Source organism: Luteimonas sp. A649, assembly GCF_054072735.1.
In genome coordinates this window covers 1,605,090-1,630,510 of the sequence record NZ_JBSVRQ010000001.1, presented here as the reverse complement: position 1 = coordinate 1,630,510, position 25,421 = coordinate 1,605,090, and the positions used below count along the sequence as shown (strand labels likewise).

The 25,421-nt window shown below is 66.3% G+C and carries 25 protein-coding genes and 1 pseudogene; 18 read left to right on the top strand and 8 right to left on the bottom strand.

What is annotated here, in order from left to right:
• Window positions 1-27: 27 nt before the first annotated feature.
• Complete coding sequence (locus ACW5E8_RS07610) at window positions 28-1,191, bottom strand: threonine aldolase family protein (RefSeq protein ID WP_456964860.1); 1,164 nt, start codon at window positions 1,189-1,191, stop codon at window positions 28-30.
• Window positions 1,192-1,364: 173 nt separating this feature from the next.
• Between ACW5E8_RS07610 and ACW5E8_RS07605 the strand changes: the two genes are divergently transcribed.
• The 3 genes from ACW5E8_RS07605 to ACW5E8_RS07595 all read left to right on the top strand — a co-directional run bounded on the left by ACW5E8_RS07605 (window position 1,365) and on the right by ACW5E8_RS07595 (window position 3,339).
• Window positions 1,365-2,381, top strand: coding sequence for an endonuclease/exonuclease/phosphatase family protein (locus ACW5E8_RS07605; protein ID WP_456964859.1), 1,017 nt, complete (start codon window positions 1,365-1,367; stop codon window positions 2,379-2,381).
• Between the two features lie 189 nt (window positions 2,382-2,570).
• Complete coding sequence (locus ACW5E8_RS07600; protein WP_456964858.1) at window positions 2,571-3,053, top strand: hypothetical protein; 483 nt, start codon at window positions 2,571-2,573, stop codon at window positions 3,051-3,053.
• Between the two features lie 25 nt (window positions 3,054-3,078).
• Window positions 3,079-3,339 carry a hypothetical protein gene (locus tag ACW5E8_RS07595; protein ID WP_456964857.1) on the top strand — a complete coding sequence of 87 codons (261 nt, stop codon included), beginning with the start codon at window positions 3,079-3,081 and terminating at the stop codon, window positions 3,337-3,339.
• Between the two features lie 134 nt (window positions 3,340-3,473).
• On the opposite strand, the gene ACW5E8_RS07590 is transcribed toward ACW5E8_RS07595, so the two are convergent.
• Entirely contained in the window at window positions 3,474-3,761 is a 288-nt protein-coding gene (locus tag ACW5E8_RS07590; RefSeq protein WP_456964856.1) for a hypothetical protein, read from the bottom strand.
• A 673-nt stretch (window positions 3,762-4,434) separates the two neighbouring features.
• Here ACW5E8_RS07590 and ACW5E8_RS07585 point away from each other — a divergent pair.
• The 3 genes from ACW5E8_RS07585 to ACW5E8_RS07575 all read left to right on the top strand — a co-directional run bounded on the left by ACW5E8_RS07585 (window position 4,435) and on the right by ACW5E8_RS07575 (window position 9,436).
• Window positions 4,435-5,046, top strand: coding sequence for a DUF2884 family protein (locus tag ACW5E8_RS07585; protein WP_456964855.1), 612 nt, complete (start codon window positions 4,435-4,437; stop codon window positions 5,044-5,046).
• A gap of 303 nt (window positions 5,047-5,349) precedes the next feature.
• Window positions 5,350-6,678 carry a hypothetical protein gene (locus tag ACW5E8_RS07580; protein WP_456964854.1) on the top strand — a complete coding sequence of 443 codons (1,329 nt, stop codon included), beginning with the start codon at window positions 5,350-5,352 and terminating at the stop codon, window positions 6,676-6,678.
• A 103-nt stretch (window positions 6,679-6,781) separates the two neighbouring features.
• Window positions 6,782-9,436: a TonB-dependent receptor gene (locus ACW5E8_RS07575; RefSeq protein WP_456964853.1), complete on the top strand. Its 2,655-nt coding sequence runs from the start codon at window positions 6,782-6,784 to the stop codon at window positions 9,434-9,436.
• A gap of 43 nt (window positions 9,437-9,479) precedes the next feature.
• On the opposite strand, the gene ACW5E8_RS07570 is transcribed toward ACW5E8_RS07575, so the two are convergent.
• The 4 genes from ACW5E8_RS07570 to ACW5E8_RS07555 all read right to left on the bottom strand — a co-directional run bounded on the left by ACW5E8_RS07570 (window position 9,480) and on the right by ACW5E8_RS07555 (window position 12,625).
• Entirely contained in the window at window positions 9,480-9,959 is a 480-nt protein-coding gene (locus tag ACW5E8_RS07570; protein ID WP_456964852.1) for a VOC family protein, read from the bottom strand.
• The gene (locus ACW5E8_RS07565) at window positions 9,956-10,399 is read right to left on the bottom strand and encodes a VOC family protein (protein ID WP_456964851.1); all 444 of its coding nucleotides are present in this window, start codon (window positions 10,397-10,399) and stop codon (window positions 9,956-9,958) included. The genes ACW5E8_RS07570 and ACW5E8_RS07565 overlap by 4 nt, the downstream gene beginning before the upstream one ends.
• 61 nt (window positions 10,400-10,460) lie before the next feature.
• Window positions 10,461-11,018, bottom strand: a complete 558-nt coding sequence (locus ACW5E8_RS07560) for a beta-eliminating lyase-related protein (protein WP_456964850.1) — start codon at window positions 11,016-11,018, stop codon at window positions 10,461-10,463.
• Window positions 11,019-11,128: 110 nt separating this feature from the next.
• Entirely contained in the window at window positions 11,129-12,625 is a 1,497-nt protein-coding gene (locus ACW5E8_RS07555) for an FG-GAP repeat domain-containing protein (RefSeq protein ID WP_456964849.1), read from the bottom strand.
• Between the two features lie 384 nt (window positions 12,626-13,009).
• Between ACW5E8_RS07555 and ACW5E8_RS07550 the strand changes: the two genes are divergently transcribed.
• From ACW5E8_RS07550 to ACW5E8_RS07540, 3 genes and pseudogenes are all read left to right on the top strand, one after another.
• Window positions 13,010-13,600 (top strand): NADPH-dependent FMN reductase, encoded by a 591-nt coding sequence (locus ACW5E8_RS07550; RefSeq protein ID WP_456964848.1) that lies wholly within the window; start codon window positions 13,010-13,012, stop codon window positions 13,598-13,600.
• A gap of 13 nt (window positions 13,601-13,613) precedes the next feature.
• Window positions 13,614-13,985 (top strand): hypothetical protein, encoded by a 372-nt coding sequence (locus ACW5E8_RS07545; RefSeq protein WP_456964847.1) that lies wholly within the window; start codon window positions 13,614-13,616, stop codon window positions 13,983-13,985.
• Window positions 13,986-14,090: 105 nt separating this feature from the next.
• Window positions 14,091-14,408 (top strand): annotated as a pseudogene (locus ACW5E8_RS07540) (aminotransferase class V-fold PLP-dependent enzyme); the annotation flags it as partial.
• 99 nt (window positions 14,409-14,507) lie between these two features.
• Here ACW5E8_RS07540 and ACW5E8_RS07535 read toward each other — a convergent pair.
• Together ACW5E8_RS07535 and ACW5E8_RS07530 are read right to left on the bottom strand one after the other, a co-directional pair.
• Window positions 14,508-15,548: a tetratricopeptide repeat protein gene (locus ACW5E8_RS07535; RefSeq protein ID WP_456964846.1), complete on the bottom strand. Its 1,041-nt coding sequence runs from the start codon at window positions 15,546-15,548 to the stop codon at window positions 14,508-14,510.
• Between the two features lie 49 nt (window positions 15,549-15,597).
• Window positions 15,598-16,014: a hypothetical protein gene (locus tag ACW5E8_RS07530; RefSeq protein ID WP_456964845.1), complete on the bottom strand. Its 417-nt coding sequence runs from the start codon at window positions 16,012-16,014 to the stop codon at window positions 15,598-15,600.
• 280 nt (window positions 16,015-16,294) lie between these two features.
• Between ACW5E8_RS07530 and ACW5E8_RS07525 the strand changes: the two genes are divergently transcribed.
• From ACW5E8_RS07525 to ACW5E8_RS07485, 9 genes are all read left to right on the top strand, one after another.
• On the top strand, window positions 16,295-17,074 hold the full coding sequence (locus ACW5E8_RS07525) for a hypothetical protein (RefSeq protein WP_456964844.1): 780 nt from the start codon (window positions 16,295-16,297) through the stop codon (window positions 17,072-17,074).
• A gap of 318 nt (window positions 17,075-17,392) precedes the next feature.
• Window positions 17,393-17,518, top strand: a complete 126-nt coding sequence (locus ACW5E8_RS07520; RefSeq protein ID WP_456964843.1) for a hypothetical protein — start codon at window positions 17,393-17,395, stop codon at window positions 17,516-17,518.
• Between the two features lie 10 nt (window positions 17,519-17,528).
• The gene (locus ACW5E8_RS07515; protein ID WP_456964842.1) at window positions 17,529-18,365 is read left to right on the top strand and encodes a c-type cytochrome; all 837 of its coding nucleotides are present in this window, start codon (window positions 17,529-17,531) and stop codon (window positions 18,363-18,365) included.
• A 38-nt stretch (window positions 18,366-18,403) separates the two neighbouring features.
• Complete coding sequence (locus ACW5E8_RS07510) at window positions 18,404-19,771, top strand: cbb3-type cytochrome c oxidase subunit I (protein WP_456964841.1); 1,368 nt, start codon at window positions 18,404-18,406, stop codon at window positions 19,769-19,771.
• 3 nt (window positions 19,772-19,774) lie between these two features.
• Window positions 19,775-20,581 carry an AAA family ATPase gene (locus ACW5E8_RS07505; protein ID WP_456964840.1) on the top strand — a complete coding sequence of 269 codons (807 nt, stop codon included), beginning with the start codon at window positions 19,775-19,777 and terminating at the stop codon, window positions 20,579-20,581.
• A gap of 11 nt (window positions 20,582-20,592) precedes the next feature.
• Complete coding sequence (locus ACW5E8_RS07500) at window positions 20,593-22,620, top strand: nitric oxide reductase activation protein NorD (protein WP_456964839.1); 2,028 nt, start codon at window positions 20,593-20,595, stop codon at window positions 22,618-22,620.
• A 148-nt stretch (window positions 22,621-22,768) separates the two neighbouring features.
• Window positions 22,769-23,722, top strand: a complete 954-nt coding sequence (locus tag ACW5E8_RS07495) for a glutaminase (RefSeq protein ID WP_456964838.1) — start codon at window positions 22,769-22,771, stop codon at window positions 23,720-23,722.
• 73 nt (window positions 23,723-23,795) lie between these two features.
• Window positions 23,796-24,521, top strand: coding sequence for a hypothetical protein (locus ACW5E8_RS07490; protein ID WP_456964837.1), 726 nt, complete (start codon window positions 23,796-23,798; stop codon window positions 24,519-24,521).
• A gap of 276 nt (window positions 24,522-24,797) precedes the next feature.
• Entirely contained in the window at window positions 24,798-25,418 is a 621-nt protein-coding gene (locus ACW5E8_RS07485) for a tetratricopeptide repeat protein (protein ID WP_456964836.1), read from the top strand.
• The last annotated feature ends 3 nt before the right edge of the window (window positions 25,419-25,421 follow it).

Below are 25,421 nucleotides of genomic sequence, written 5' to 3'. Positions count from 1 at the left end.
GTTTCCGATGCGCCGTCCTCGCCCGGATCAACCTGCTCGACCACCAGCCGCACTGATGAACTTCCCTGCCAGCGTTTCCGCCGATACCCGCAGCAGCGTCGGGTTGACCTGCATCGCGAACCTGCCGCTGTCCGGGTGGCCGTAGGACAGCACGACATCCTGCTTCGCGAGTCGTTCGCGGAGCAGGTCAGCGCCTACCCCGGTCACCGTCATGAAGAAACGGCTGGTGCCGTTTGGAAGCTTCTCGAACGAGAACCGGCTGTCGTCCTGCAGCAGTGCAATCAACCGATCAGCGACCTGCCAGGACTTGGCGTAGTCCTCCAGGTAGCCGTCGACGAACCGCAGGGCTACCGCGGCCGCTGGCCAGGCATGGGGCAGGGCGCCGCCGAACATGCGCCGCTGGTGGTACAGCCCCTCGATGAAGCCGGCATCCCCGGCGAGGATCGCCCCGGAGGCGGCGTTGAAGTGCTTCCAAAGCGAGACGTACACGGTATCGAACAGCGCACTGTATTCGTGGAGGCTCTTGCCCGAATGCAGCGGCAGGTTGAACATCCGTGCGCCGTCCAGATGCAGGCGGATGCCGCGTTCGCGGGCGAGGCTGCTGACGCGGCGGAGTTCGTCGAAGTCGGCCATTTCGTGGTGGCGCCGTCGCATCGGTGATTCGATGGCGATCACGCCGACGCGGGTCTCGACCCGGCCGCTGTCAGAGCGCGCCAGCCAGCGCTCGACGTCTTCAATGGGGAGGGTGCTGCCTCCTTCGGCCAGGGGCACCAGGTTCAGTCCGCTCAGGGTCTGCGCGCAGTCGCCGCTGTCGTTGTAGAAGTGGCTTTCCGCCTGCACGAGCACGCGACGATCGTCCCCGGCGAGCTTGCGCACCGCGAGGTGGTTCGCCAGCGTTCCGGTGGGCAGGTAGATCGCGTCGTCCTTGCCGAGCAGCCGGGCGGACCTGCGTTCCAGCTCACGGATGACGCCGCCTTGTGAGTAGTAGTCGGGTTCGAAGCCGTCCTCCGCCACGATCTCGCCCAGCAGTGCTGTGTACTCGGCGGGGCTGAGCCCAAGCCCGTCGGACGCGAAGTTCACGCGCTTGAACAATGTCGCGGTGGCGTTTGCCGTGGCAGGTATGCCCAGTGCGGACAACATGGGCGACGCGGCGGCAGCTCCACTCACGCCAAGGAAGCGGCGACGATCCATGTGTAGTCCTCAGGGCAGGGCGTGGCGGCAGCGACGCCTGCCATAAAGCATAACCAACGCCGCGCCCACCTCGCCGGTCACGTTGCCGTGGTTTTGCGCGATTCAAACAGGCGGCCACTTTCCGTCTGTCGGCACGTTGTCCAACTGGAGCGCCGCAGGCGCAGGAGCCAGCCATGGACCACGCCCAGTACTCCGTCGCCGCCATCCAGGACATCGTCCGCCTTCGCCGCCGAATCGCCCATGCCGGCCTGCCGCCGCGCCGCACCGACGCCAACGTCATCGTCGGCACCTGGAACATCCAGAAGTTCGGCGGCTTCCATCCCGACTGGTCGGAGAATCCCGGCAGCCCCAAGCGCAACCTGCGGGCGCTGGCCGTCATCGCCGAGGTGGTCCGCTGCTTCGACGTGATCGCCCTGCAGGAGGTCCTGCGCGACACCACCGCGCTGCGCCATCTGATGACGCACTTCCTCGGGCCGCACTGGGCGGTGCTGCTCACCGACGTCAGCGGCGGCGACAAGGGCAACTCCGAGCGGCTGGCCTATCTGTACGACACCCGCCGCGTGGTGCTGTCGGGGCTGGCGGGCGAGATCGTGCTGCCGCCCACGCCCGAGGGCCTGCCCGAACAGTTCGACCGCACGCCCTTCATCGCCGGCTTCCGCGCCGCCAACGAGCATTTCACCCTGCTCACGGCCCACATCCGCTACGGCAGCGTGCCCGCCGACCGCCTGCCCGAGCTGCAGCGCATCGCCCGCTTCACCGCGCAGGAGCTGCGCGCGCGGGCGCGGGCCGGGCAGAGCCGGGAGGAGCCGAACCTGCTGGTGCTGGGCGACTTCAATATCGACAAGCGCCAGGGCAACCCGTTGTTCGACGCCTTCGTCGAAACCGGTCTGTGGGTGCCGGTGCCGCTGCAGGCGGTCAAGACCACGACCGGCAAGACCGCCAAGCACTACGACCAGATCGCCTGGTTCCAGGGCGAGGACTTCGGCCTGAAGCCCAGCGGCCGCGCCGGCGGCATCGACTTCGCCGGCGCGGTGTACCAGGAGCTGTCCAACGCCCAGGTCTCACCGCGCGTGAGCGACCACCTGCCGCTGTGGGTGGAGTTCACCACCGACCGCAGCGAGGAGGGGATGGCGCGGGTGCTGGGGGTGGATATCGATGGGCCGGAGCCGTTTGCCGGGGTGCTGGATTGAGGCGCGTAAGTGACTTGGAGTGACTGCAGCAGCGCGTGGAAGCGGGGACTCCGCATGCCGGATCGGCCGAACCGTGGCGGCGGAGGACACAGGTTCTCGCACGCTGTCACGTAAAGCGCGTTTCGCCGCAAGCTTTGTAAGCTCGCTGAGCGAGGCGTAATGTGGAACGCTCGCCGGGAGGGATTCTGGATGCGTGTACTGGGAATGATGGCGCTGCTGGGTCTTGCGGCGTGTGCCGGGTTGGGGACCGCGGAAGTGCCAACCGAGACGCCCTTCGCTGGTGCGTGGGAGTCATGCGAAGGCGTGGCATCGAGTGAGGAATGCAGCCGCTACCTGCTGGTGCAGCGCGCCGATCGCATCTGTGGGACCTGGTCTTACCTCGCGTCCGGCAAAGTGTATGAAGGCAGGGTCGTAGCTCGCGCAACATCCTCGAACGAAGCGCGCCGCACCCAAGTGTGTGGTCGTCCAGGCGCCGAGACCGATACGGAATGCGGAGACGGATGGCAAGGTATCGACAAGCCACTGCGGCTCTGCGACGGCAATCTCGGCGATCTGACAGCCGCGGATGGCGCATGTCTCGCCGACTATCGGGCAGTGCCCACCCAGCAAGGCGAGTGGGATGCATTGCAGGCGCAACCTTGGGTGGAGAACTGCCTTTCAGACGGCAAGTAGCGAATGACCCATAAGGAGATGGATCATGACGGACCCGAATCCTCTTACCTTGAATGAGCTGCGAGCGGCCGCCTACTTCGCTGTAGGGGTGAGTTCGGAAGGCAGCGTTGCAGGTCGTGATGTTGCCTACCGCTTGAGCTTTGCTGGCAACGTCAGGGCAGGCGGACGCATGGAGCCAGTGGCCAACAGCGGCTACTCATTCGGCACGCTACAGATCGATCTTGGCCAGCATCCGGAAGTGGCTCGCGAATCTACTGGACGGCTACCAAAACAGCCGATCCGCTGATCGGGCCGGTGGCGGCTCACCGTCCTGACACGGCGAGTCCTGATCTCGGCTTTGAATACGACACGATGCGATCCCTGTTCCTCACACCGGAAGCCTCACGTAGGTTCATTGCAGCACTCGACAGGGGCGCGTCGCTAGCCGAAGGCAACCCACAGCCGCAGGCTAACGGGAGCCGGCAGGCGGGCTTCTATGTTTCGGGCAATGACTTCGTACATTGGAATCGTAACGGCCAAGGACAGGCTTTCATCGACGGGCAGTGGCGTCGAATCGATCCAGCCAGCTTGGCGCGCGTGCGGAATGGCGACGGCACGACCGAGTTGACAATCAACGAAAGTGGCGTGCACGTGACGTTGTTGCGTGTCGATCCCCGAGTGCCGGCTCCGCGCGCGGACATGGCGACGACTCCAGACGAGATCAGACATGCCATGAACGGACGAGGCCGGGAGTTTGCTGACACGCTCCTCCAACGTATGGATGAGGGGTGCACAGGAGAACCTTTGGAGACTGCTGGCTTGCATCAAGGCCTAGCTCCAGAGCGTGAGCGCCAAGGATCCGTACGAGCACCCGCGAGCCCGTTCGATAGCCCGTACCTCAATCGCGTGCTCGCCGCTGTTGCAGTAGGAGAGGACGCAGACGTGAGTCGGATCTTGCAGGAGTTTGCACAGTCCCCCAAGGGGGTTGCGTTCACCCAGCGTGGGGAGCAGCTTTTAGCTCGCCACGAGGCAGATGAGCGTGTGGTTGAGCAGCTGTTCGATAGTCAGAATCGAAGTGACGGAATTGAAAGGGGTTGAGCACGATCAAGCATGCACGCCATGCCAGGTGCCACTGGAACCGTGACACCAAACGTAGCGTTTGATTCTGCTCGTCCTTGGGTATGCGCCACCGCAACGCACAGCCATGGATCGCTCGGTGAAAACCTCTTTGCGGCGTTGCTCAGGGCACGCTCCACGCTAGCCCCCCGAGGTGCACCCATGTTCTTCCTTGCCGGTGGCTTGCCTGCAGCTTCTCCGCCGGTGAAGCGGAGGAGGCACCTTTGCTGCTGGCGAAGGGCGATGTGGCGTGCGACGAGCTCACACGCGGTGCTGCCGCGCGGGGTTGTCCACGGGCGCATCGCTCCCCGCCCTGGCGGGAGACCGCCTGCAGTCCGGCGCGATCGGGGACAGCTGCAGCATCGACAGCGCCTACGGACTGGAAATCGGTGCAGGCGGGCTGCGGCTGGAGGCTGATGACGACGCCGAGGTCACGCTTCCGGGGCTGGTCGAGATCAGCGACGGCACGCTCCGCGTGGACGGCAAGCCTCGTGCCGTGTCGAAAGCCGATGCCGCGCGATTGCAAGCGATAGAGTCCGGCGTGCGCGGCATGCTGCCTGAGATCGCGGCCGTCAGCTGCGAGGCCACCGGGATCGCCTTCGATGCGCTGGGCGAGGTGAACGCGGCGCTGACCGGCAACCGGCGCCAGGCGCGCGATTTTGAGCGCCTGCGCGAGCGCGCGCTGGCCCGCGTGGATGAGATGGCCGGCCGCGGTGAGTGGCCCTCCAACGATTTCGGCGACGAGTTCGAGGCCGAGATCGCGGCAGCGGCCGAGACCTGTGCGGCAGCCTGGAGCAAGTGCAACAGCTGCAGGATGCTATGGAGCTGCGGCTGGACGACGGCAGGCCGCTGCGGGTCTTCAAGATCCGCCAGGGACGGGATGGTGGTCGACGCCTGACGCTGCTGCGTCCGCTCCGCGGGACGGAGCCGTTTGCCGGATCGGAAGTAAACCCACCGGCGCTGACGCCGTCCTTTCCGCCAAGCCCGTTCTCCAGGGCACCCCGGGGCCACGAGAGGTGTCGAAGCCAGGCCAGGTAATGCGCGAGTCATGCGTGTGCAATGTTCATTGCGTTCAATGCTGCGCTTGCCAAGTGACGCAGGAGAAGGAGTCTCCGCCGCATCCGATCATCCCCTTCCTGATCATGGGGGCATGTGCATCGATGACAGCACTCGGCGCATCCTTCCCACCCGAGTGATTTGAATGACGCTCCTGAAAAGCATCCGGCCTGCGCGCCTGCCCGTTGGCGTGGCCCTGGCCACCGCTGCCTTGGCAGCCACACTTTCGTTCCATGCATCGGCCAGCGAGTACCGGCAGGGCCAGTGCGGCGAGTTCACCATCGCCGTCATCCCCGACACCCAGAACTACATGGACTTCAGCCACCAGAAGTCCCACGGCTTCCCGATCGACGCCGCTGAGCTGTACTTCGAGCAGATGCAGTACATCGCCGACAACGCCAGGAGCAACGGCGGCGATATCGTGTTCGCCACCCACGTCGGCGACATCTGGCAGAACCGCGTCACGCGCATTGATCCGGGCCACGCGGCGCGGGGCTTCAAGGCGGCGCCCGATTCGGTCACTGGCGGCAAGCCGGACCTCTATCCCGAAGAGGTCCGGAACCACGAGATCCCGACGGCGGTGAAAGGCTTCGAGATCATCGCCGGCGCGCTGCCGTTCTCGGTGGTCCCGGGCAATCACGACTACGACGCGGTCTGGACCGACCCGGCACATCCGCCCCTGCCCGAGGCCGACCCGATGGCGCCGGAGATCCGTCACTTCGGCGGTCTGACCGGCTTCCTCTCGGTTCTTTCGGCGGAGTCCGACTTCTTCCGCGACCAGCCCTGGTACATCGCGTCCAACGACGGCGGCGCCGACAGCGCCCAGGTCTTCACCGCTGGGGAGTGCAGGTTCCTGCATATCGGTCTGCAGTACGACGCGCCCGACAGCTCGCTTGCCTGGGCCCGCAGGGTCATCAAGCAGAACCCTGGACTGCCGACGATCGTGACCACCCACAAGTACACCAACCGCGACGGCGAGCATGCGGTGGGCGGCTCGCTGGACATGAGCCTGCTGGATCCGGTCGACAACAATCCGCAAATGGTCTGGGATGACTTCATCAGCCAGCACGACCAGATTTTTCTTGTTCTCAGCGGTCACATCGGGGGACAGGGCTACGGTGTCGACTACAACGACGAGGGCCATGAAGTGCACCAGATGCTCGCCGACTATCAGCCGCGTGCACAGGTGGCGAGGTCGCACGACCCGGACGGCAAGTACCCGGGAAACACCCAGACCGGTGACGGGTGGCTGCGCCTGCTGACCTTCGATCTCGACAGTCCGCAGCCAAGCGTCAACGTGCGCACCTACTCCACGCACTTCGGGAAGCTCAGCTCCGAGATCCCCGAGTACGCGCCCTGGTACAAGGCCGGCGAAAGGCGGGCCGAGCTGAGTGACGCCGAGTTCCTTGCGCGCGACGAGTTCGAGATCGGGCTGGCCGATTTCCACGGGCGGTTCCAGGGCGCCGGCGAGTAGACCCGGAACGCAAGGCACCACCCCACACGCGTTACCCAACCCCGCCGGATTGTGGCGGCCGCTGCCGTGCGGCCGTCACGGCTGTTCAATGGAGATATTCGAGATGTCCGCTCTTGCTTCGCGCACGTTCCATCGCGCCCCTCAGAACACACCGCGGCGCCGCGCCCTGACCCTGGCATTGGCAACCGCCATGACCTCGGTGGTGCTCCCCACAGCCGCCCAGGAGACGGGCGCCGAGGCCACGGCCACCCAGTTGGACACCTTGGTGGTGGTCGGCTCGCGGATGCAGGCCAAGGAAGAGATCGACACCCGGCGCGAAGCGGTCGCGATCGTGGACTCCCTGTCCGCCGACGAGATCGGTGCAATGCCCGACCTCACCATCGCCGAGTCGCTGCGTCGCATCACCGGCGTGACCACGGTGTACAACGATGACATCGGACAGTTCGCTTCGATCCGCGGCTCCCACCCCGACTTTGTCCCGGTCACCATCAACGGCCTGACGATTGCCACCACTGGCGACCACGGTGAGGGCACCCGCAAGGTCAACCTGCAGGTGATCCCGACCAACGCCGTGCAGCAGCTCCAGGCCTTCAAGACGCTCTCGCCCGAGCTTGACGCCGGCGCGCTTGCCGGCCTGATCAACATCGTGCCGTCCAGCGCGTTCGACATGGGTCAGCCATTGGTCAACGCGACGCTGGGCACCAGCTACTCCACCTATATGGATGTGCCCGACGACAACAGGGGTGGCCGCGACGGGGTGAGTTCCCCCTGGGGCCGTTCAGCGAGGCTCGCCTGGGCGCCGACCTTTGCCAACGACACCATCGGTCTGCTGGTGACCGGCGTCTATGAGCAGCGCCCGCGGACCCAGTCCAACAACGCGATCCCGAACCGCATGTACTACAACGACGCCGGCAGTATCACCACACCGGACTCCGCGGATTGGAACGGCATCGGCGCCCCCGACGGGTTTACCGCCCACAGCTACACGAACGTATTCACCAAGCACGGGGGCACCGTGAAACTGGACTGGAGGCCGAACGAGCGGTTCAACGCCTCACTGTTCGGCTTTGCCTATCTGTCCGACGAGCAGGAGACGCGGAACAGCAACCGGATTGTCACCCTCGACCAGCACCGCGACCAGACGGAAAATACTGGAACCGCCAATATTCGCGCCGCCGACACGCAGTGGCGTTTCAACGACTTCAACCGCGACCAGATGGGCATCCAGGGCCGGGTTGAATGGGATCTCGCGGACAAGGGCCGGCTCAGCGCGAATCTGGGCAGGTCCAAGGCGTGGTACCGGTCTGACCGTCCGTTCTCGGCGTTCCGTGTCCAGAACGCAGGCCGGCTCAGCTACGACCTTGCAGACCCGGGCCACATTTTCGTTCCTGACGATGGTGGCGCCCTGCTTGATCCCGGCAAGTTCACCAACTGGAACGTGTACAAGGACCGGCGCGAAGCCAATTCCTATGTCACCGAAGCCAAGGTCGATTACGGCTTCAACGATGGCTCTGAAGATAGGGGCTGGGGCTTCTCAACGGGCCTCAACTACCGGGTCTGGGATATGGAGCGCGACAACACCGCCACCCAATATGCAAGGGGCCAAGTGACGCTGGAGGGACTGGCTTTCACTCCAGACTTCGACACTCCCGGATACAGCTGGCCGGCGCTTTGGCTGGATGCGGACGAGTTCTGGAAGAACGTGATCCCCGGCATGGAGATTGACGAGGAAACGTCCCTCTACAACTCTCTGGCGAACGATTACCGATACCGCGAAAAAGTTCTCGCCGGCTACGTGAATGGCGTGTACGCCACGGATGACTTTCGCGTCAGTGGCGGCCTGCGCCTGGATCGTGCCGAGTTCGATGCGGAAATGGCGAGCGTGGCCGGTGGTGTGGTCCAGCCCGGCAAGGCGTTCGCGTCGGGCAGTGACACCGAAGTCCTTCCTTACCTCAACGTGATCTGGTCGCTGTCGCCGGATTTCCGCATCAAGGCATCGGCGTCGAAGACCCTTGGCCGCGCCAACCCGGAAATGATCGCAACAGTCGAGAATTTCAATGACGAGGAATTCACCGTCTCGCGCGGCAACGCCGGTATCAAGCCACGGCAATCAACCAACCTTGACCTGGGCATGGAGTACTACTTCCACCAGGGTCTGGGAATGGTCACGCTGACCGGCTTCTACAAGGACATCAGCGACGACATCCTCAACATGTCGTGGCAGGAAACCATCGAGGATGAAACCTGGACAGTGACCTCGCCGATCAATGGTGAAGACACCACCTACAAGGGCCTGGAGCTGGGTGTGATCCACAGCAGCTTCGGGGGTCTGCATCACGCGCTGGCACCGCTGGGCGCTTCCGTCAACATGATGTGGATCGACGGCAAGTCCTCCTATATCTACGGGGAAGGGATCCACGAGATCGACCAGCTCCAGTACCAGTCGAAATTTGCCGGCAACGCCGCGGTGTTCTGGAGCTTCAACAAGGGCTCCGAACTGCGTTTGGCGGTCAACCACCAAGGCAAGTACCTTGAAAGCTTCGACGCCAATCCTTGGGACACGCTCTGGATCCAGCCGTTGACCACGGTCGACCTGACCGCGAAGTGGAACGTGAGCTCCAACCTGCAGCTTCGACTCAGCGGGCGGAACATTTTCAGCAAGAGCCGCGGGCGCACGATTGGCCCGAACCACGACATGTTTCGCGCTGGCCTCGAGATCGGCTCGACCTGGTTCCTGGACATGAACTACCGCTTCTGACTTCTTCCTGCATGGGGCCGCAGGCCCCATGTAGGACGGCGACTCAGCCCCGCCGCGCGGCCTCGATCGCGGCGACATCGATCTTGCGCATGGTCATCATGGCGTTGAACACGCGCTTGGCGGCGGCGCGGTCCGGGCCTGTATAGGCCTCGGTCAGGACGCGCGGGGTGATCTGCCAGGAGATGCCCCACTTGTCCTTGCACCAGCCGCATTCGCTTTCCTGGCCGCCGTTGCCGACGATCGCGTCCCATAGGCGGTCGGTCTCGGCCTGGTCTTCCGTGGCGATCTGGAACGAGAACGCTTCGCTGTGCTTGAACGTGTCGCCGCCGTTGAGGCCAAGACAGGGGATGCCGCACACGCTGAACTCGACCGTCAGCACGTCGCCTTCCTTGCCGGACGGGTAGTCGCCGGGCGCGCGGTTGACGGCGGTGACGGCGCTGTCGGGGAAGGTCTGGGCGTAGAAGTTGGCGGCATCGAGCGCGTCGCGGTCGTACCACACGCAGATGGTGTTCTTGGCGATCATGGCTGCGGGGTCCAGTCCGCGGCCGGTACGGTGTTGACCATCCACGGCACGCCGAAGCGGTCCACCAGGGCGCCGTAGCCTGGCGACCAGAAGGTCGCCTCGAACGGCATCACCTGTTTGCCGCCTTCGGACAGCTGTTCGAACCAGCGCCGCGCCTTGTCGATGTCATCGGTGTGCACGGTGACGTCGAAGCCGTTCTTGGGCTTGTCGACATTGGGCGCCCACTCGACGTCCATGTCGGCGCCCATCAGGGCCTGGTCGTCGACCTCGAGCCAGCAGTGCATCAGCCAGGTCTTGTACTTGTCGCCGCTGATCGGCATGTCCGGCGGCGCATCGGCGTAGGGGATCGCGGCGGTGATCTTGCCGCCCAGCACCTTGGCGTAGAACTCGAACGCTTCGCGGCATTGCCCCTGGAAGCTCAGGCTGGTCACGATCTTCATGGCTCTTCCCTGTGTCCGGTGGAGGAGACGCCTGAGTACGCCCGCGTCCGTTATGCGGGTGTCATCGGGCGCACTCCCGCGCTGGTCGATCGATCGCGATCACGCCGACGCGGGTCTCGACCCGGCCGCTCTCGGAGCGCGCCAGCCAGCCCTTCACGTCTTCGACGGGGAGGGTGCTGCTTCCTTCGGCCAGGGGCACGAGGTTCAGCCCGCTCAGGGTCTGCGCGCAGTCGCCGCTGTCGTTGTAGAAGTGGCTTTCTGCCTGCACGAGCACGCGACGATCGTCCCCGGCGAGCTTGCGCACCGCGAGGTGGTTCGCGAGCGTTCCGGTGGGCAGGTAGATCGCGTCGTCCTTGCCGAGCAGCCGGGCGAACTTGCGTTCCAGCTCACGGATGACGCCGCCCTGTGAGTAGTAGTCGGGTTCTAAGCCGTCCTCCGCCACGACCTCGCCCAGCAGTGCTGCGTACTCGGCGGGGCTGAGCCCAAGCCCGTCGGACGCGAAGTTCACGCGCTTGAACAATGTTGCGGTGGCGTTTGCCACGGGGGAAGTGCCCAGTGCGGCCAACATCGGCGACGCGGCGGCTGCTCCAGTCACGCCAAGGAAGCGGCGACGATCCATGCGTAGTCCTCAGGGGCAGGGCGTGGCGGCAGCGACGCTTGCCATCAATCGTAACCAGCGCCGCGGCCACCCCACCGGGCACCGTGCCGTGGGCTTGCGATGGGCATGAACTACCGCTTCTGACTCCTCTTCACTTGGTGTGGGTGGGACAGTGGGGGAGGGAGCGACGCTTCGAACAGCACCCGCTTGCTCGCCACGTTGTTGTCCGTGCGGAGTTCGGGCCAGTCGTAAAGCACGCGCGCGGTGCCCGTGACCATGGTCTGCGCGGCCGAGGTGGTGAGGACGAAGGGAAACTGGCGCTCGTGATGCGCGCCCGCTGCGAGCGCCGGCATCTGGCAGGTGATCGCGAGGGAGCCGTTCCAGGCCTGGGACGTGCAGTCGCCCGGGAGGGTGCCGCCACTGACCGACCCGAGGCGCGGTTCGAGGCGGAAGGTCAACTTGTAGGCCGCGGCCTGCAAGGTGCCGCGGTTTTCCACGCGTATCGCCGCCGCGCCTGCGTTGAGGCCGGTGAACACCGCAAGGTCGGTCCCCAGTGATGAATTGCGGCCGGCCCTGTAGGAGATGCCTCCGCTGGCGTCGCGCAGCACGATGTCCCTCTCGCCATCGCCGTTGACGTCGCCAAGGGCGTAGCTCGCGGTGTTGCCCAGCTCGTGCGTGACCGCGGGAGAAAATCCACCGCCGGCACGCCCGAGTCGGACGACCAATGCCTGGTCGAAACTTCGGGTGAAGACCAGCACGTCCTGGTGGCCATCGCCATCCAGGTCAGTGGCCAGCACTTCGTCGACGCTGACCAGTCTCCCACCACCAAGGGGCTGCTTCAGACGATACGCGCCGTCATTGCCCTGCAGGTGGAGGACGACCGAGTACGTCGGCCAGGACCCCACAGCGTGCGCGAGGTCGATGCGGCCGTTGCCCCTGAAGTCGGCCACCGCGAACCGGTCATCGAAGCTGGCCCGGACCAGGGTGCGGGGCGACTCGGCGAAGCCCGTGCCCTCGTTGCGACGGACCTGGAACACGTCCCACGCGTGGTAGACGAGGTCCTCCCTGCCGTCGCCATCGATATCGGCCAGCTGGAACATCGAGGGGTAGGCGTTGTATCCGTGCCAGGTGATCTGGCCGAACCCGGCTTCGCCGTCGCCGTGGAGGATGGCGATGTTGCCGTAGTTGTCGTTGCCCACAAGGTCCAGATGGCCATCGCCGTTGACATCGGTGAACCTCATTTCGCGCAGCACTTCGGTCGTGGAAAATGCGTCCACCGTGAATGCGCCGCCGTCATTGCGGAGCACGGCCAGCTCGCTGCTCGGGTAGTCACCGTAGGGCACGAGGATGTCGAGGTCGCCGTCACCGTCAAGGTCAGCCAGCGCAAGCCCCTTGCCCGCGGCGTAGTAGTCGGTCGGCTCGGGGTGGTAGTCGATCGCGACAGGCGGCGCGAAGCCGTTCGCGATCTGTGCGTAGAGGATGACGCGGTTCCGGAAGTGGGACTGGCCGCCGCCGAGCGCGAGCACATCGTCAAGGCCGTCACCGGTCACGTCGCCTACCGCCACCGCCTTGGCGTCGATCCCCGCGGGAGCGATCGCGGAGACCAGCTCGAATCCATGATCAGCCATGGCGGTCGTGCACACGCACGACAAGATCATGGCACCTGCAATCTGCCTGTACATTCTGGATTTACCCTTGTAGTGGATGCGTTGGCTGCCTTCCGATGGGTGTTCTGCGATACCGCCAGGTGCCGCGCGCCATCGACATCGTCCGCTCCCATGGCCCCCGCGGGAAGAATACAGCCCTCCTGCGGGGGCAGGCGGCGATGGGTGGCTGGGGCGTCACTTGTGCCGGCGCGCAGGTTGTGGCCTGTCGGATGCTTCATGCCTGATCGACGAAGATGGCGCCATGCATGGATCCCCCGGCCTCGACTCCTGCAGCATGGCGGACACGTGCTGGCTGCGTGCCTGCCGGCCCTGCTAAAGACTCTTCACTACCGCGAAGGCAACGTCATGTCCGAACGCATCCTGGTGTTCTACGGCTCCTACCGCAGCGACCGCATGGGCATCCGCCTGGCCGACTACTGCGTGCGCACGTTGCAGGCACGCGGAATCGACGCCGAGCTGATCGACGCAAGGGCGGTGGATCTGCCGATGCTGGACCGCATGTACAAGGAATATCCGAAGGGCCAGGCGCCCGAGGCGATGGAGGCGCTGGCCGGCAAGATCCGCGGCGCCGACGGCTTCGTGTTCGTCACCGGGGAATACAACTGGGGCATGCAGCCGGGCCTGAAGAACCTGACCGATCACTTCCTGGAGGAGTGGTTCTGGCGCCCCGCCGGGGTGGTCAGCTATTCGGCCGGGCGTCTGGCCGGTGCGCGCGCGAATGTCGCCTGGCACGGCACCTTGTCGGAAATGGGCATGGTGGTGATCTCAAGCACGGTGGAAGTCGGGCCGATTGCGAAGACCCTGGACGATCAGGGTCAACCAGTTGATGAGGCCGGCAGGTCGCTTCAAAGGAGCTTTGCCCGCTTCGCGGATGACCTGGCGTGGTGGACCGAGGCCGCGCGCCTGCAGCGGCAGCGCAGGGCGCCGCCCTATTGAGGAAGAAACCCCGGTGGAAGAGATCGTTGAGGGCGTGGTGACCGTCAATGGCCGCGGCCCGCTGCGCGCCCCGTTGACGCTGATGCACTTCGCCAGCTTCTTCATCGCCAGTCACCCGGCGCCGGTGCAGGCGGAGATCGCCGACTACCTGGGCGCGCGACCGCAGGACGTCTGCCTGACCGGCAACACCACCACCGGCCTGGCGCTGGTGTACCAGGGCCTGCCGCTACGGGCCGGCGACGAAGTGCTCGCCTGGCCGTCGAACGCGCCGGGGCGAGCATGCGCATGGTCCCGCTGTTCGAGGACGAGGCGTCGGCCACCACCGATTCGATCATCGACGCGCTGCTCAAGGCCATCGGCCCCAAAGCACGGGTGGTGGGGCTGACCTGGGTGCATTCCAGCAGCGGCATCCGCCTGCCGATCCGCGTGCGCGCACGCGCCGGGAATTGGGCACGCCTACGAGCACTAGTGGGCCGCCGCCGCGGCGTTCCGCATGCACAAGCAGATGGGGCGCGCGCACGTGGCGGCGCGCATCCGCAAGCTCAACGATCAGTGCAAGTCCGGGCTCGCCGCCAATCCGAAGGTGAAGCTGCACACTCCGATGTCGGGAGAGCTGTCAGCGGGGCTGGTGTCGTTCGAGGTGGAGGGCGTGGCGCCGGCGGAGATGGTGCGGCAGCTGCTGGCGCGCAACATCATCGCCAGCACCAGTCCCTATGCCGTCACCTATGCCCGGCTGGCGCCGAGCCTGGTGAACACGAGTGAGGAAGTGGAGCGGGCGGTGCGGGCGGTGCGGGAGATTTCGGGATAGACCTCCGCTCATCTGGAAATCTCGAACACCGCCGACACCCGCTCGTTGAAGTCGATCGTCGGTTCCAGGTAGCGGCCGCTGTCGATGCGCGCTGTCGGCTCAGTCCAGCGCCCGCAAGGCGGATTCGAGGTCGGCAACGTCGGGATGATCTTCACCGTGGGCTTCGCGCAGGATGGTCAGGGCCTGCGCGTAGTTGTCGCGCGCCTCGGTGATGGCGCCGAGATCCTGGTAAGAGCCAGCCATGTTGGCGAGCACCGTGGCGGTGGCGGGATGTCCAGCGGGGAGTGCGTTGCGCCGGATATCGAGCGCGCGTCGATAGAGCTGCAGTGCATCTTCATGCTGGCCTCGCGCATCCGCCAGGATGCCTTGCGTGTTCAGCGTGTACGCAAGGTCCGGGTGGCCGGGTCCAAGTTGGGCTTGCTCCGTGGCGAGTACACGGTCAAGCATCTGGTGCGCTTCGTCGAGCCTCTCCGTTCGGATGAGAAGGTCGGCAAAGTTGGCTTGCACCTTGGCCAGCTGCAGTGGCGGTGCGCCGGTAGCCGCCATGAGCGCCAACGCCTCCGTGTAGGCCTGTTCGGCCTCGGGAAGTGCGTCCAGCTGGTGGCGGATCAGGGCAAGCGCGGCGAGGGCCGTTGCGGTCTCGGCATGCGTGGGGCCGTAGGCCAGTTCGCTGGTCCTATACGACTCTTCGAGCCACGGCAACGCGCGATCGAACTGCCCCTGTTGCCGGTGCAGCTCGCCCAGGTTGCCCATGGCCACCGCCATGTCCCTGGGATCGGGGTCGGGACTACGGCGCAGCGTGGCCAGGGATGATTCAAAGGCCGTGGTGGCTTCGGGGAAATGCCCAAGTGCAAGCTCGGCGGCGGCATGCAGGCTCAACGCCGCGCCGGCTTCAGTGGTGTCGGGGCCAAGGGTCGCCGTCGCCTGTGAATGCGCGAGGCGCGCCAGTTGCGACGCATCGGCATACGCGGCGCGCTCGTAGGCTTCGTTGGCCTGCGCGTACGCCAGTTCCCAGCTGAGCGGGGTGGCGGTGGCGGTCGCCGGTGCGCGTGCGGTGTGATCCACGTTCGCGCATGACGTCATGACGCATGCGAGCAGCAGCGCAATGGCGGCTGCTCTCTTCCTGGCTGATCCGTTCAACGCTTGCTCCCCGTTCCCTGTCGGGAGAATAGCGCGCCGGCGGATGGACTCAAGGCCGATCGGGCTCCCTGGCCATGTTGGCGGCAGTGAATTTGACCGTGCCCTTCTTGCAGTCGAGCATCGCAAGCCGCGTGTCGCCCTGGAACACGGTCAGTTGGCCGTACCAGTCCGGATCCATGTAGGAGGTTGATGCGTCGAGCAGATAAGTCGTGTCGCCGTTCTTGAAGTTCATCACGAAGCTTTCAACCTGCGAACCCGTGGAGACGGAGTATTCGAGCTCCGCCGTAGGCGTCTCGATCGTCATTTCTGGCGCCTGGCCAGGCTTGCCGAAGGTGTAGCGGACGTGGGTCACCGTCTGCACCACCTGTACGACCTTGCCGTTCGTTGTCGTGCAGCTGAAGACCGTGTCGTCTGCCTGCGCCAGGAGCGGCAGGGCCGCGAGGGAGGACAGGATCAGAACGCGCATGGGTGCCTCCTTTGCTGAAGGACACGACATCCCGACGACAGAACGGCCAGAGGCATGGTGGACGGCAACCCGCTGCACCAGCGAGGACAGCCGCGGAACGGGGTCAGGGACTGATGTTTTCATGGCCTGATCGCTGCGCCCGTGGACGGTACGGGATGGCGTTGGGACGGTTATCCAGAGGCGGGCGCTGCGCCCCAAGTGAGCGGCTGTCCGGCGCCTTGCCACGCCGTAGACACCGTCAAGATACGCTCCACGCAACCGCCACGCCCTGGAGCAGGAAATGCCTTCCCTTCGATCTATTGCCGTCCCGTCCGCAGTGGCCCTGGCCATTGCGCTGGCCACCGCATCCTGCGCCACGCCACCCGAAGCACCTTCCGCCGCCCCTGGCAACGTTTCCGTCGAGGGCATCGTGGCGTCCATCGACACGCAACCGTGGACGTACGACGGCAGCGCTGTGGTCGAGGTCGATGTCGTGGGCCGCGGCCGCGTGGCGGTGCGGCTGCCCGCGCGCTGGAATCTTTGCGAAGCCGAACCAGTGGACGTGCAGGCCTTGGCCGTGGGCATGCGGGTGCTGGTGGTGGGTGCATCCGGGGACGGAGATGGCCTGACGGTGTGCAGCGATGCCGCGCACCGGCTGGTGCCGCTGGATGACGGCAGTGACCCGACCCGTGGCGGCGACGGCTCTGCGATCGCGCTCATGCCGCTGTCGGCGGCGGAGATCGATGCGGCGGCGCTTGCCGGGGAGCTCGCCTGCAGCTTCTCCTCTGGCGAAGCGGGCGAGGCACCCCTGCTGCTGGCGAGGGGCGATGTGGCCTCCGCCGAGTCCGCACGCGGCGTGGTGAAGGTCGGCGACTACATAGAGCCCGTGGCGGCGCCCGGCGGTTTCGACGCGATGCTCCGCGGCACGCGCTTTTCCGGCGCCGGCAAGACGATCGACATCACGCTCACCGGCGCGGCGAGCGGAGGCGGGGAATCACCGGTCCGCCCTGCGACCCTCGTCTATCACCGTGCCGACGGTGCGCAGCGCAGGTGGAGTGGTTGGTGGCAGTGCGGGCCGTAGGAGCAGCAGGGGTAATCGCCCGGCGCGTGGTTGACGGCGGTGACGGCGCTGTCGGGGAAGGTCGCGGCGTAGAAGGTGGCGGCTTCGAGCGCGCCGCCCGGCGACCTGGTGGCCACCCACCGGCTCGATGCCGATCGCGTACACCGATCCGCATGGCCCCGACGCATCTGCGCAAATGCTGCGGTTCTTCGCAGCATGGAGGCGTCGCGACGGGTGAAGCCGGGAAGGGGCGGAGATTCATGCGTTGCATGAAGGTTGAGTAAATGACAGAGTGAATCAGGCGCGTGTCCTGAGTCGACCCGTTCGGGGAGCAGACGAATGAAGGCAAGCAAGCTGATTTCTCCCGTGCGCTGGCTCGGGATGCTGGTGTTGGTGCTGATGGCGGTGGCCGTGATCTACGCCGGCTACACGGCGATTGAGTATTGGCCTTCGATCTCCGTCTAGGAACGACACCATGAACAAGCGGCAGTCCCGGATCTTCGCCATCGTCGCAACAGGCCTCGCCGCCGTCGCATTCCTCGGCCTGACCCTGTACAGCCATGCGCGCTTCGACGACCTCACCAACGCGCAGGACATCACGCCGGAGGTCACCCACGGCAAGGATGTCTGGCACAAGTACAACTGCATCAACTGCCACACCCTGTTCGGCGAAGGCGCCTACTACGCCCCCGACCTGACCAAGATCGCGCAGCACCGCGGCGAGGCCTACCTGAAGGCCTATATGCGCGATCCATCGCAGTTCTACGACGAGCAGCGCCATCGCCGCCTGATGCCGACGCAGAACCTCAGCGAGCTCGAGATCGCGAACCTGGTGAAGTTTCTCGAGTGGGTGTCCAAGGTCGACAACCAGGGCTGGCCGCCGCGGCCCATCCTGGTCGCCGGCGGCACCGTCAACGTGGCCGCGCAGGGCACCGAAGAGGGCACGGCGCAGGACGTGAGGCCCGTGCGTGCCGACAGCGACCCGCGCGCAATCGGCGAACACCTGTTCGGCACCGCGGTGCCCGTGTGCACCGCATGCCACTCGCTGCAGCCGGGCGTCCAGCTCGCCGGCCCGTCGATGGCTGGCATGGCGGAACGTGCGGCGCAGACGATCGCGTCCCCGGACTACACCGGCAGTGCGACCGACGTGGAGGGCTATATCCGCGAGGCGATCGTTTCCCCAAGCGCGCACCTGGTTCCGGGAGCCATGTTCTCGGCGGAAGGCACGTCGTTCATGCCCAACACGTATCCAGAGACCCTCACCGAAGAGCAGGTCGACCAGCTCGTCGCCTTCCTTGGATCGATGAAATAACACTGGCGGCGTCCTGCGCCGGCACCGGGAGATCTTCCATGCGTTACAAGTCCCAATCAGTGGCCTACTGGTATTTCGCCGTGGCCATGGTGCTGTTCGGGCTGCAGATCGTGTTCGGGTTGCTGTCGGCGGCCAAGTACCTCGGGCCGGACCCGCTGCTGTACATCCTGCCGTTCGACGTCACCAAGACCATCCACACCAACCTGCTGATCGTCTGGGTGCTCACGGGCTTCATGGGCGCGACCTACTGGATGGTGCCGGACGAGTCGCGCACCGAGCTGTACAGCACGAAGCTCGCGTACTGGCAGCTCGGCTTGTGGACGGTGATGGGCGTCACCGCGGTCATCGGCTACCTGTTCCGCTACGGCACCGGCAACAAGCTGCTCGAGCAGCCGCTGCCGCACAAGATCGTCATCGTCATCTGCATGCTGATGTTCCTCTACAACATCGGCATGACGATCAAGCGGTCGGGGCGACTGACCACGACCGAGGGCGTGCTGATCGGCGGACTTGCGCTGTCGGCGGTGCTCTACATCCCGGCGCTGCTGCATTACGAGAACTACACGGTGTCGATCTTCTACCGCTGGTGGACCATCCACCTGTGGGTCGAGGGCGTGTGGATGATGATCATGGCCGGCTTCCTCGCCTACCTGCTGATCCGCCTGTCGGGCATCGATCGCGAGGTGATGGAGAAGTGGCTGTATGTGATCGTGGGCCTGGTGTTCTTCGCCGGCATCCTTGGCACCGCGCACCATTACTACTGGGTGGGCGTGCCGCAGATCTGGCTGCCGATCGGTGGCTTCTTCAGCGCGCTGGAGCCGCTGGCGCTGGCCGCGATGGCGATCTACGCCTATGCCGCGATGCGGCGCGGCGGGGTCACGCATCCCAACAGCCTGGCGTTGCACTGGACCATCGGCAGCGCGATCTTCGCGCTGTTCGGTGCGGGCCTGCTTGGCCTGGCCCACACCTGGCCCAGCGTCAACAAGTGGACGCACGGCACCCTGATCACCGCGATGCATGCGCACTCCGCGTTCTATGGCGCCTACGCGATGATCATCATGGCGATGATCAGCTACGCGATGCCGGGCCTGACCAACCGGCCGCCGGGAAAGCACTCGCCGCTGGGCTACTGGGCGTTCTGGCTGCAGGTGTCGGGCATGTTCGGCATGACGCTGTCCTTCGGCACCGCAGGCATCGCCCAGGTCTACCTGGAGCGGATCATGGGGATGGGCTACCTGGACGCACAGCTCAAGATCCAGGTGCACTTCCTCATGCTGATCCTGACGGCGACGATCTTCGCCACCGGCGTTGCGATGTTCATCTTCGACTTCTTCCGGTACCGGCCGCAGTTCGATGTGATCGCGGACGGGGCCGAGGGCGAGCTGCAGGTCAAGCCGGGACGCTGATCGATGGATGAGCGCTCAGCGACCGCGACGGCGAAGGCCGGCCCGTACTACCTGCCCACGGGCAACGAGATCGGGATCGTCGAGCAGTGCCATGCAGGCGGGCTTGCCGTGATGCTCAAGGGTCCCACCGGCTGCGGCAAGACGCGCTTCGTCGAACACATGGCCTGGCGGTTGGGGCGCCCGCTGATCACGGTGGCCTGTCACGACGACCTGACCGCGAGCGACCTCATCGGGCGTTTCCTGATCCGCCACGACGACACCGTCTGGCAGGACGGCCCGCTGACCCGCGCCGTGCGCGAGGGCGCGATCTGCTACCTCGACGAAGTGGTGGAGGCGCGCCAGGACACCATCGTGGTCCTGCACCCACTGACCGATTACCGCCGGATGCTGCCGATCGACCGCACCGGCGAGACGCTGGAGGCGGCACCGGGCTTCCAGCTGGTGATCTCCTACAACCCCGGCTACCAGCGCATGCTCAAGGACTTGAAGCCGAGCACGCGCCAGCGCTTCGTCGCGATCGAGCTGGGCTTTCCCGAGCCGCCGGCGGAAGCCGCGATCGTCGCGACCGAAAGCGACGTGGACAGCGGCACGGCGGCGGCGCTGGTGGAGCTGGCCGGGCGCCTGCGCTCGTTGCGTGACCGCGGCCTGGCCGAGGTGCCGAGCACGCGCCTGCTGATTGCCGCGGGCCGCCTGGTCGCCAGCGGCATCGGCGTGCGCGAGGCGTGCAACGCCGCGGTGGTTTCGCCGCTGAGCGACGATCCGACCCTGCTCGGTGCGATGCGCGAACTCGTCGACGCGATGTTCCCCTAGGCGGACCCGACGTGGCCGAGGCCGAGGACGTTGTCGTCGATGCCGCGCGGCACGCGACGGTGTTCATCCGCGACACCTGGCGCCGGCACTACGCGCGCGAACCCGATGCGCCGGTCGCACTGGCGTCGCTGGTGCGGCGCTTGGACCTGCTGGTGTCGGCCGCCTGCGGGACAAGCCTGCCGATGCGCGTGGCGCTGCCGCCGGCGCGCCCGACCGTGCTGCACCGGCTGTTCCACCGCGGCGCCTATCCGCGCCACCGCCGGGCGCTGCCGGCCACCAGCGGGGATGCGATCTGGCTCCCGGCGCACCTGGGCACTTGCGATGGTGTCGAGGCGTCTGAGCTGTATCGCGCGATGGCGCTGCAGCAGGCGCGCCGAGCGATGCGTGGCAGCGTGCAGGCGATCCTCGGTCAGCGCGGGTCACCGCTGTTGCGCGATACCGCGCTGGTCCTCGAGACGCAGGCCGCCGAAGCGGAGATTGCGCGGAGCTTCCCCGGGCTGCTGCCGGCGCTGACGCGACTGCGCCGCCTTGCGCTGGCAGGGCGGCCGCCGCTGGCCGATTTCGCGCCGGCCAGGCAGCCGCTCGAGCAGCTGGTCCGCGGCATCCTTGCGCGCGACCTGTCGGCCGTGCCGGCATCGCCGCCGGGACCGGTCGAGGATTCGCTCGCACGTGCCGGGCGACTGCTGCATGAGTGGGGCATCGCCAGTGCGGACGTACGCCGGCTTGGCCCGATGCCGCTGTATCGCGACTGGTGGACTGGTGAACTGCGCGAGGCGGGCGCCGCCGCCGGACTGGTCGAAGGCAAGCCCTTCGACCACGACGATGACGCCGGTCCCGTGCGCAGCGCGCGGATGGAACGGCGCCCCGAGGAGCGCGAAGCGGCCGCGGACGAGGACCAGGACGGCGAGCCCGGCGCGTGGATGGTCCAGCAGGACGCGCCGCACGAGGTTGCCGAAGATCCCTTCGGCCTGCAGCGCCCGGTCGACCGCGATGACGAGACCAGCGCGGACGAGTACGGCGACATGCTTTCCGAGCTGGCATCGACGCGGATGGTCGCCGCGCCGGACCCGCCGCGCGAAGTGCTGCTGTCGGACGATCCACCCTCCAGTCGCGCAAGGATCGAGTTCGACGATCCCGACGCCGGCGGCATCCGCTTCCGCTATCCCGAGTGGGACCACGCCAGCAGGTCCTACATCGAGCACGGCACCACGGTGCGCATGATGCCGTCGGTGGAAGGCGACAGCCGCTGGATCGACGCGACCCTGGCCCGCCACCGCTCGCACCTCGACGGCATCCGCCGCCAGTTCGAGGCCCTGCGTCCCGAGCGCGTCCGCCTGCGCAGGCAGAGCGATGGCGAGGACATCGATATCGATGCCTGCGTCGAAGGCCGCGCCGACCTGCGCGCCGGGGGATTCCTGCGCGAAGGGCTGTACGAGTCGCGCCGACCGGGTCGGCGCAGCATCGCGGTGTCGTTGCTGGTCGACGCCAGCGGTTCCACGGACGGTTTCATCGGTGGCGGCCGGCGCGTGATCGACGTCGAACGCGAGGCCCTGCTGCTGGTCTGCATGGCCCTGGACGGCCTGGGCGAACCCTTCTCGGTCATGGCCTTCTCCGGCGAAGGCCCGCACGGCGTGACGCTGCGCATGCTCAAGGCCTTCGACGAGGCCTGCGGGCAGAACGTCGCGCTGCGCATTGCCGGCCTGGAACCCGAGCACTACACGCGCGCCGGCGCAGCGATCCGCCATGCCACGTCGCTGCTGATGCGGCAGCCCGCCGAGCACCGGCTGCTGCTCATGCTGTCCGATGGCAAACCCAATGACGCCGACCGCTACGATGGCCTGTTCGGCGTCGAGGACATGCGCCAGTCGGTCACAGAAGCACGGCTGCAGGGCATCTTTCCCTTCTGCCTGACTGTCGACCTGCAGGCGCCTGGCTATCTGCCAAAGGTGTTCGGCCCGGGCCACTACGCCTTGCTGTCGACGCCCGAGCGGCTGCCGCTGGTGCTGCTGGACTGGACCCGGCGATTGCTGGCGCGCTGAGATGGTGACTGCAGATGGAGATCCACTATCCGGGCCTCAGCCCGGACGAGACGGTGACCCTCTGTCATTTCAACCTCTGGGCCGCACGCGCCGCGGGTATCATGCGACGCTGCGTACAGTGGGCACCCCGCACCCGATGGACCCGCGCATGCGCAAGCTTCCACCCAACCCCGACGACCTTGGCCGCCTCGACCTCGACGACATCCTCGGCACCATCAACGAGGAGGTGCGGCAGCGCTTCGGCGAAGGCGAGGTGGCGGACTACATCCCGTCGCTGGCCGACGTGCCGAAGGATCGTTTCGGCATGGCGCTGGCGCTGCTGGATGGCACGATCCACGAGGTCGGGCATTCGCGCGAGCGCTTCTCGATCCAGAGCGTCTCCAAGGTCTACAGCTTGACCCTGGCATTGGAGGCGGTTGGCGACGAGCTGTGGACGCGCGTGGACCGCGAGCCCTCGGGTGATGCGTACAATTCGCTGATCCAGCTCGAGCACGAGAAGGGCATTCCCCGCAATCCGTTCATGAACGCCGGGGCCCTGGTGACCGCCGACGTGGTGCTGTCCAGCCATGATGATGCCGAGACCCTGCTGCTCGAGTTCATGCGGGCGCGTTCGGGCAATCCGGAGGTCGGCACCGACGAGGTTGTGGCGAAGTCCGAGCGCGAGAGCGGCTACCGCAACGTGGCGCTCGCCAACTTCATCCGCAGCTACGACAACCTGCACAACGATGTGCAGGATGTGCTGGATTTCTACTACCTGCAGTGTTCGCTGCGCATGGACTGCGTGGACCTGGCGCGCAGCGTGCAATACCTGGCCGATGGTGGCCGCTGCGGGTCGTCTGGCGAGCAGGTGACCACGTCCGAAGGCGCCACGCGCATCAATTCGGTGATGATGACGGCGGGGACATACGATGCCGCCGGCGACTTCGCGTTCTATGTCGGCCTGCCCGCCAAGAGCGGGGTGGGCGGCGGCATCGTCGCGGTGGTGCCGCGCGTGATGGGCCTGTGCGTGTGGTCGCCCGGGCTGGACGACAAGGGCAATTCACTGCTCGGCCGCTATGCACTGCATCGCTTCACGCGGATGACGGGGCTGTCTGTGTTTTGAAAGCAAGGGTCGGGTGTGTCGGGGCGATGTCGGGCAAAATGCGCAGACGATTGAATAAGATCGGGGAGTGCGAATGCGGCACCTGAACATCTCCAGCCGTCGGTGCATCGCGGTGGCCCTTGCGGCCGCGATCGTGGCGGCTGGCTGCAGCGAGTCTCCGGTCAATCCGCAGGACGTCGCGCCGGATGGAATCCCGGCCGCAAGCGAGGCGGTCGACTGGTCCCAGCCCAGCCCGCAAGCGGTCTTGGGTGAGTCGCCCGCGCGCAGGGTGGATGGTCCCGATGCGTATCTCTGTGCGGGTGCCCATGCACGCTGCTCCGATGATGTGTTCATGGCTGTGGATGCCAGGGAAGCTGACTGGCTGATCCGCAACGGCTATCCCTCTCCTGCGGAACGACAGCGTTTGCAAGAACTCACGATCGAGCAGCTCGAGTCGGAGGCGCCCGGCAACGAGGCCGCGGTGCTCGAGCTGGCGATGCGGCATCTGGACGCAGGCGACCCGTACCACGCGATCGGCATGACCTACCCGCTCGCCAGGGCGGGCAACCTCTTCGCCTATCACGTGCTTGCCGACATCCATGCCGCGAAGGGCCCGCGACAGGACATGCTCGAGTCCGGCGCTTACCTCCGGCTGGCTTATATCCTTGGCGATCATCGCGCGGGTGACGTGCTGGCAGAGCGGCTGTCGCGGTTCGGGCCGGTCGAGCACCGGATGGTCGACCGGCGCGCTGCGTCCCTGTACCAGACGTTTGCCGAGGGCAGGACGCCTGATCCCCGCCCGTTCGGCGGAAGTGACTGACTGCCGACTCCGCCTCGCGCAGCCAAGCCGGCCTTGACGCGGTAGATCGCGACCACATCGTCCTGGTGGGCGAAGGCGGCGTGCAGCACATGCCTGCGCCGGCCGACCCGATCCAGGCGTGGATCGACCTCTCCTGCTGTAGCCGGTGACAGCTGCGCGGCGCTGCCGCGAAGCACGCACGGGCGCGCCGCCGAGCTGGCGCAGCTTGTTCGCCCCAGCGATCGCGCCCCCACCCGTCGTATGGCACTCTTCGCCCGTCATCAGGGGGAGCCATTCATGGGATATCGCATTGCACTGGTCGTCGTGCTGCTATGGGTGGGCGCCGCGGGCGCGGTCGAGCCGCTGCCTGCGGTGCAGCCGCAAGGACGCTATGTCGACGACGATCTGTCCGCGAGGTATCACCCCACGCCCCCCGGGGACCGGGCGCGCTTCCGCCGGATGGTCAACGCCGCGATCCAGAAGAACCCGCGCAACGGGGCCGCGCTTTCGCAGCGTGCGTACCTGTTCATGGAAGGCGGCGACCTGGTGCGCGCGCGTCGTGACTTCGACACCGCCCTGTCGGTGGCAGAACCCGGGGGGCCGTACGAGCGCAACGCGCTGTGGTCCAGGGGTTGGGCGAGCTATGACCTCGGCGATTTTGCGACCACCTTTTCCGACTGGCAGCGTGCAATCGCGCTGCATGGCGGCGAACCCTTCTGGGCGGCCTACAGCATGGCACTGCTGTACTGGACGACCGGACAAGCCGACCTTGCCCTGCAGTGGTACGACACCACGGCCGCCGGCCAGCCGGAGTGGGGGACCGTGGAAGGCATGGAGCACAGGATCCGGCGCTGGGATGCACCGCAGCAGGAACGGATGCGCGAACTCTTCGCCGCGTGGGAGCAGCGTTCACGCTGATGA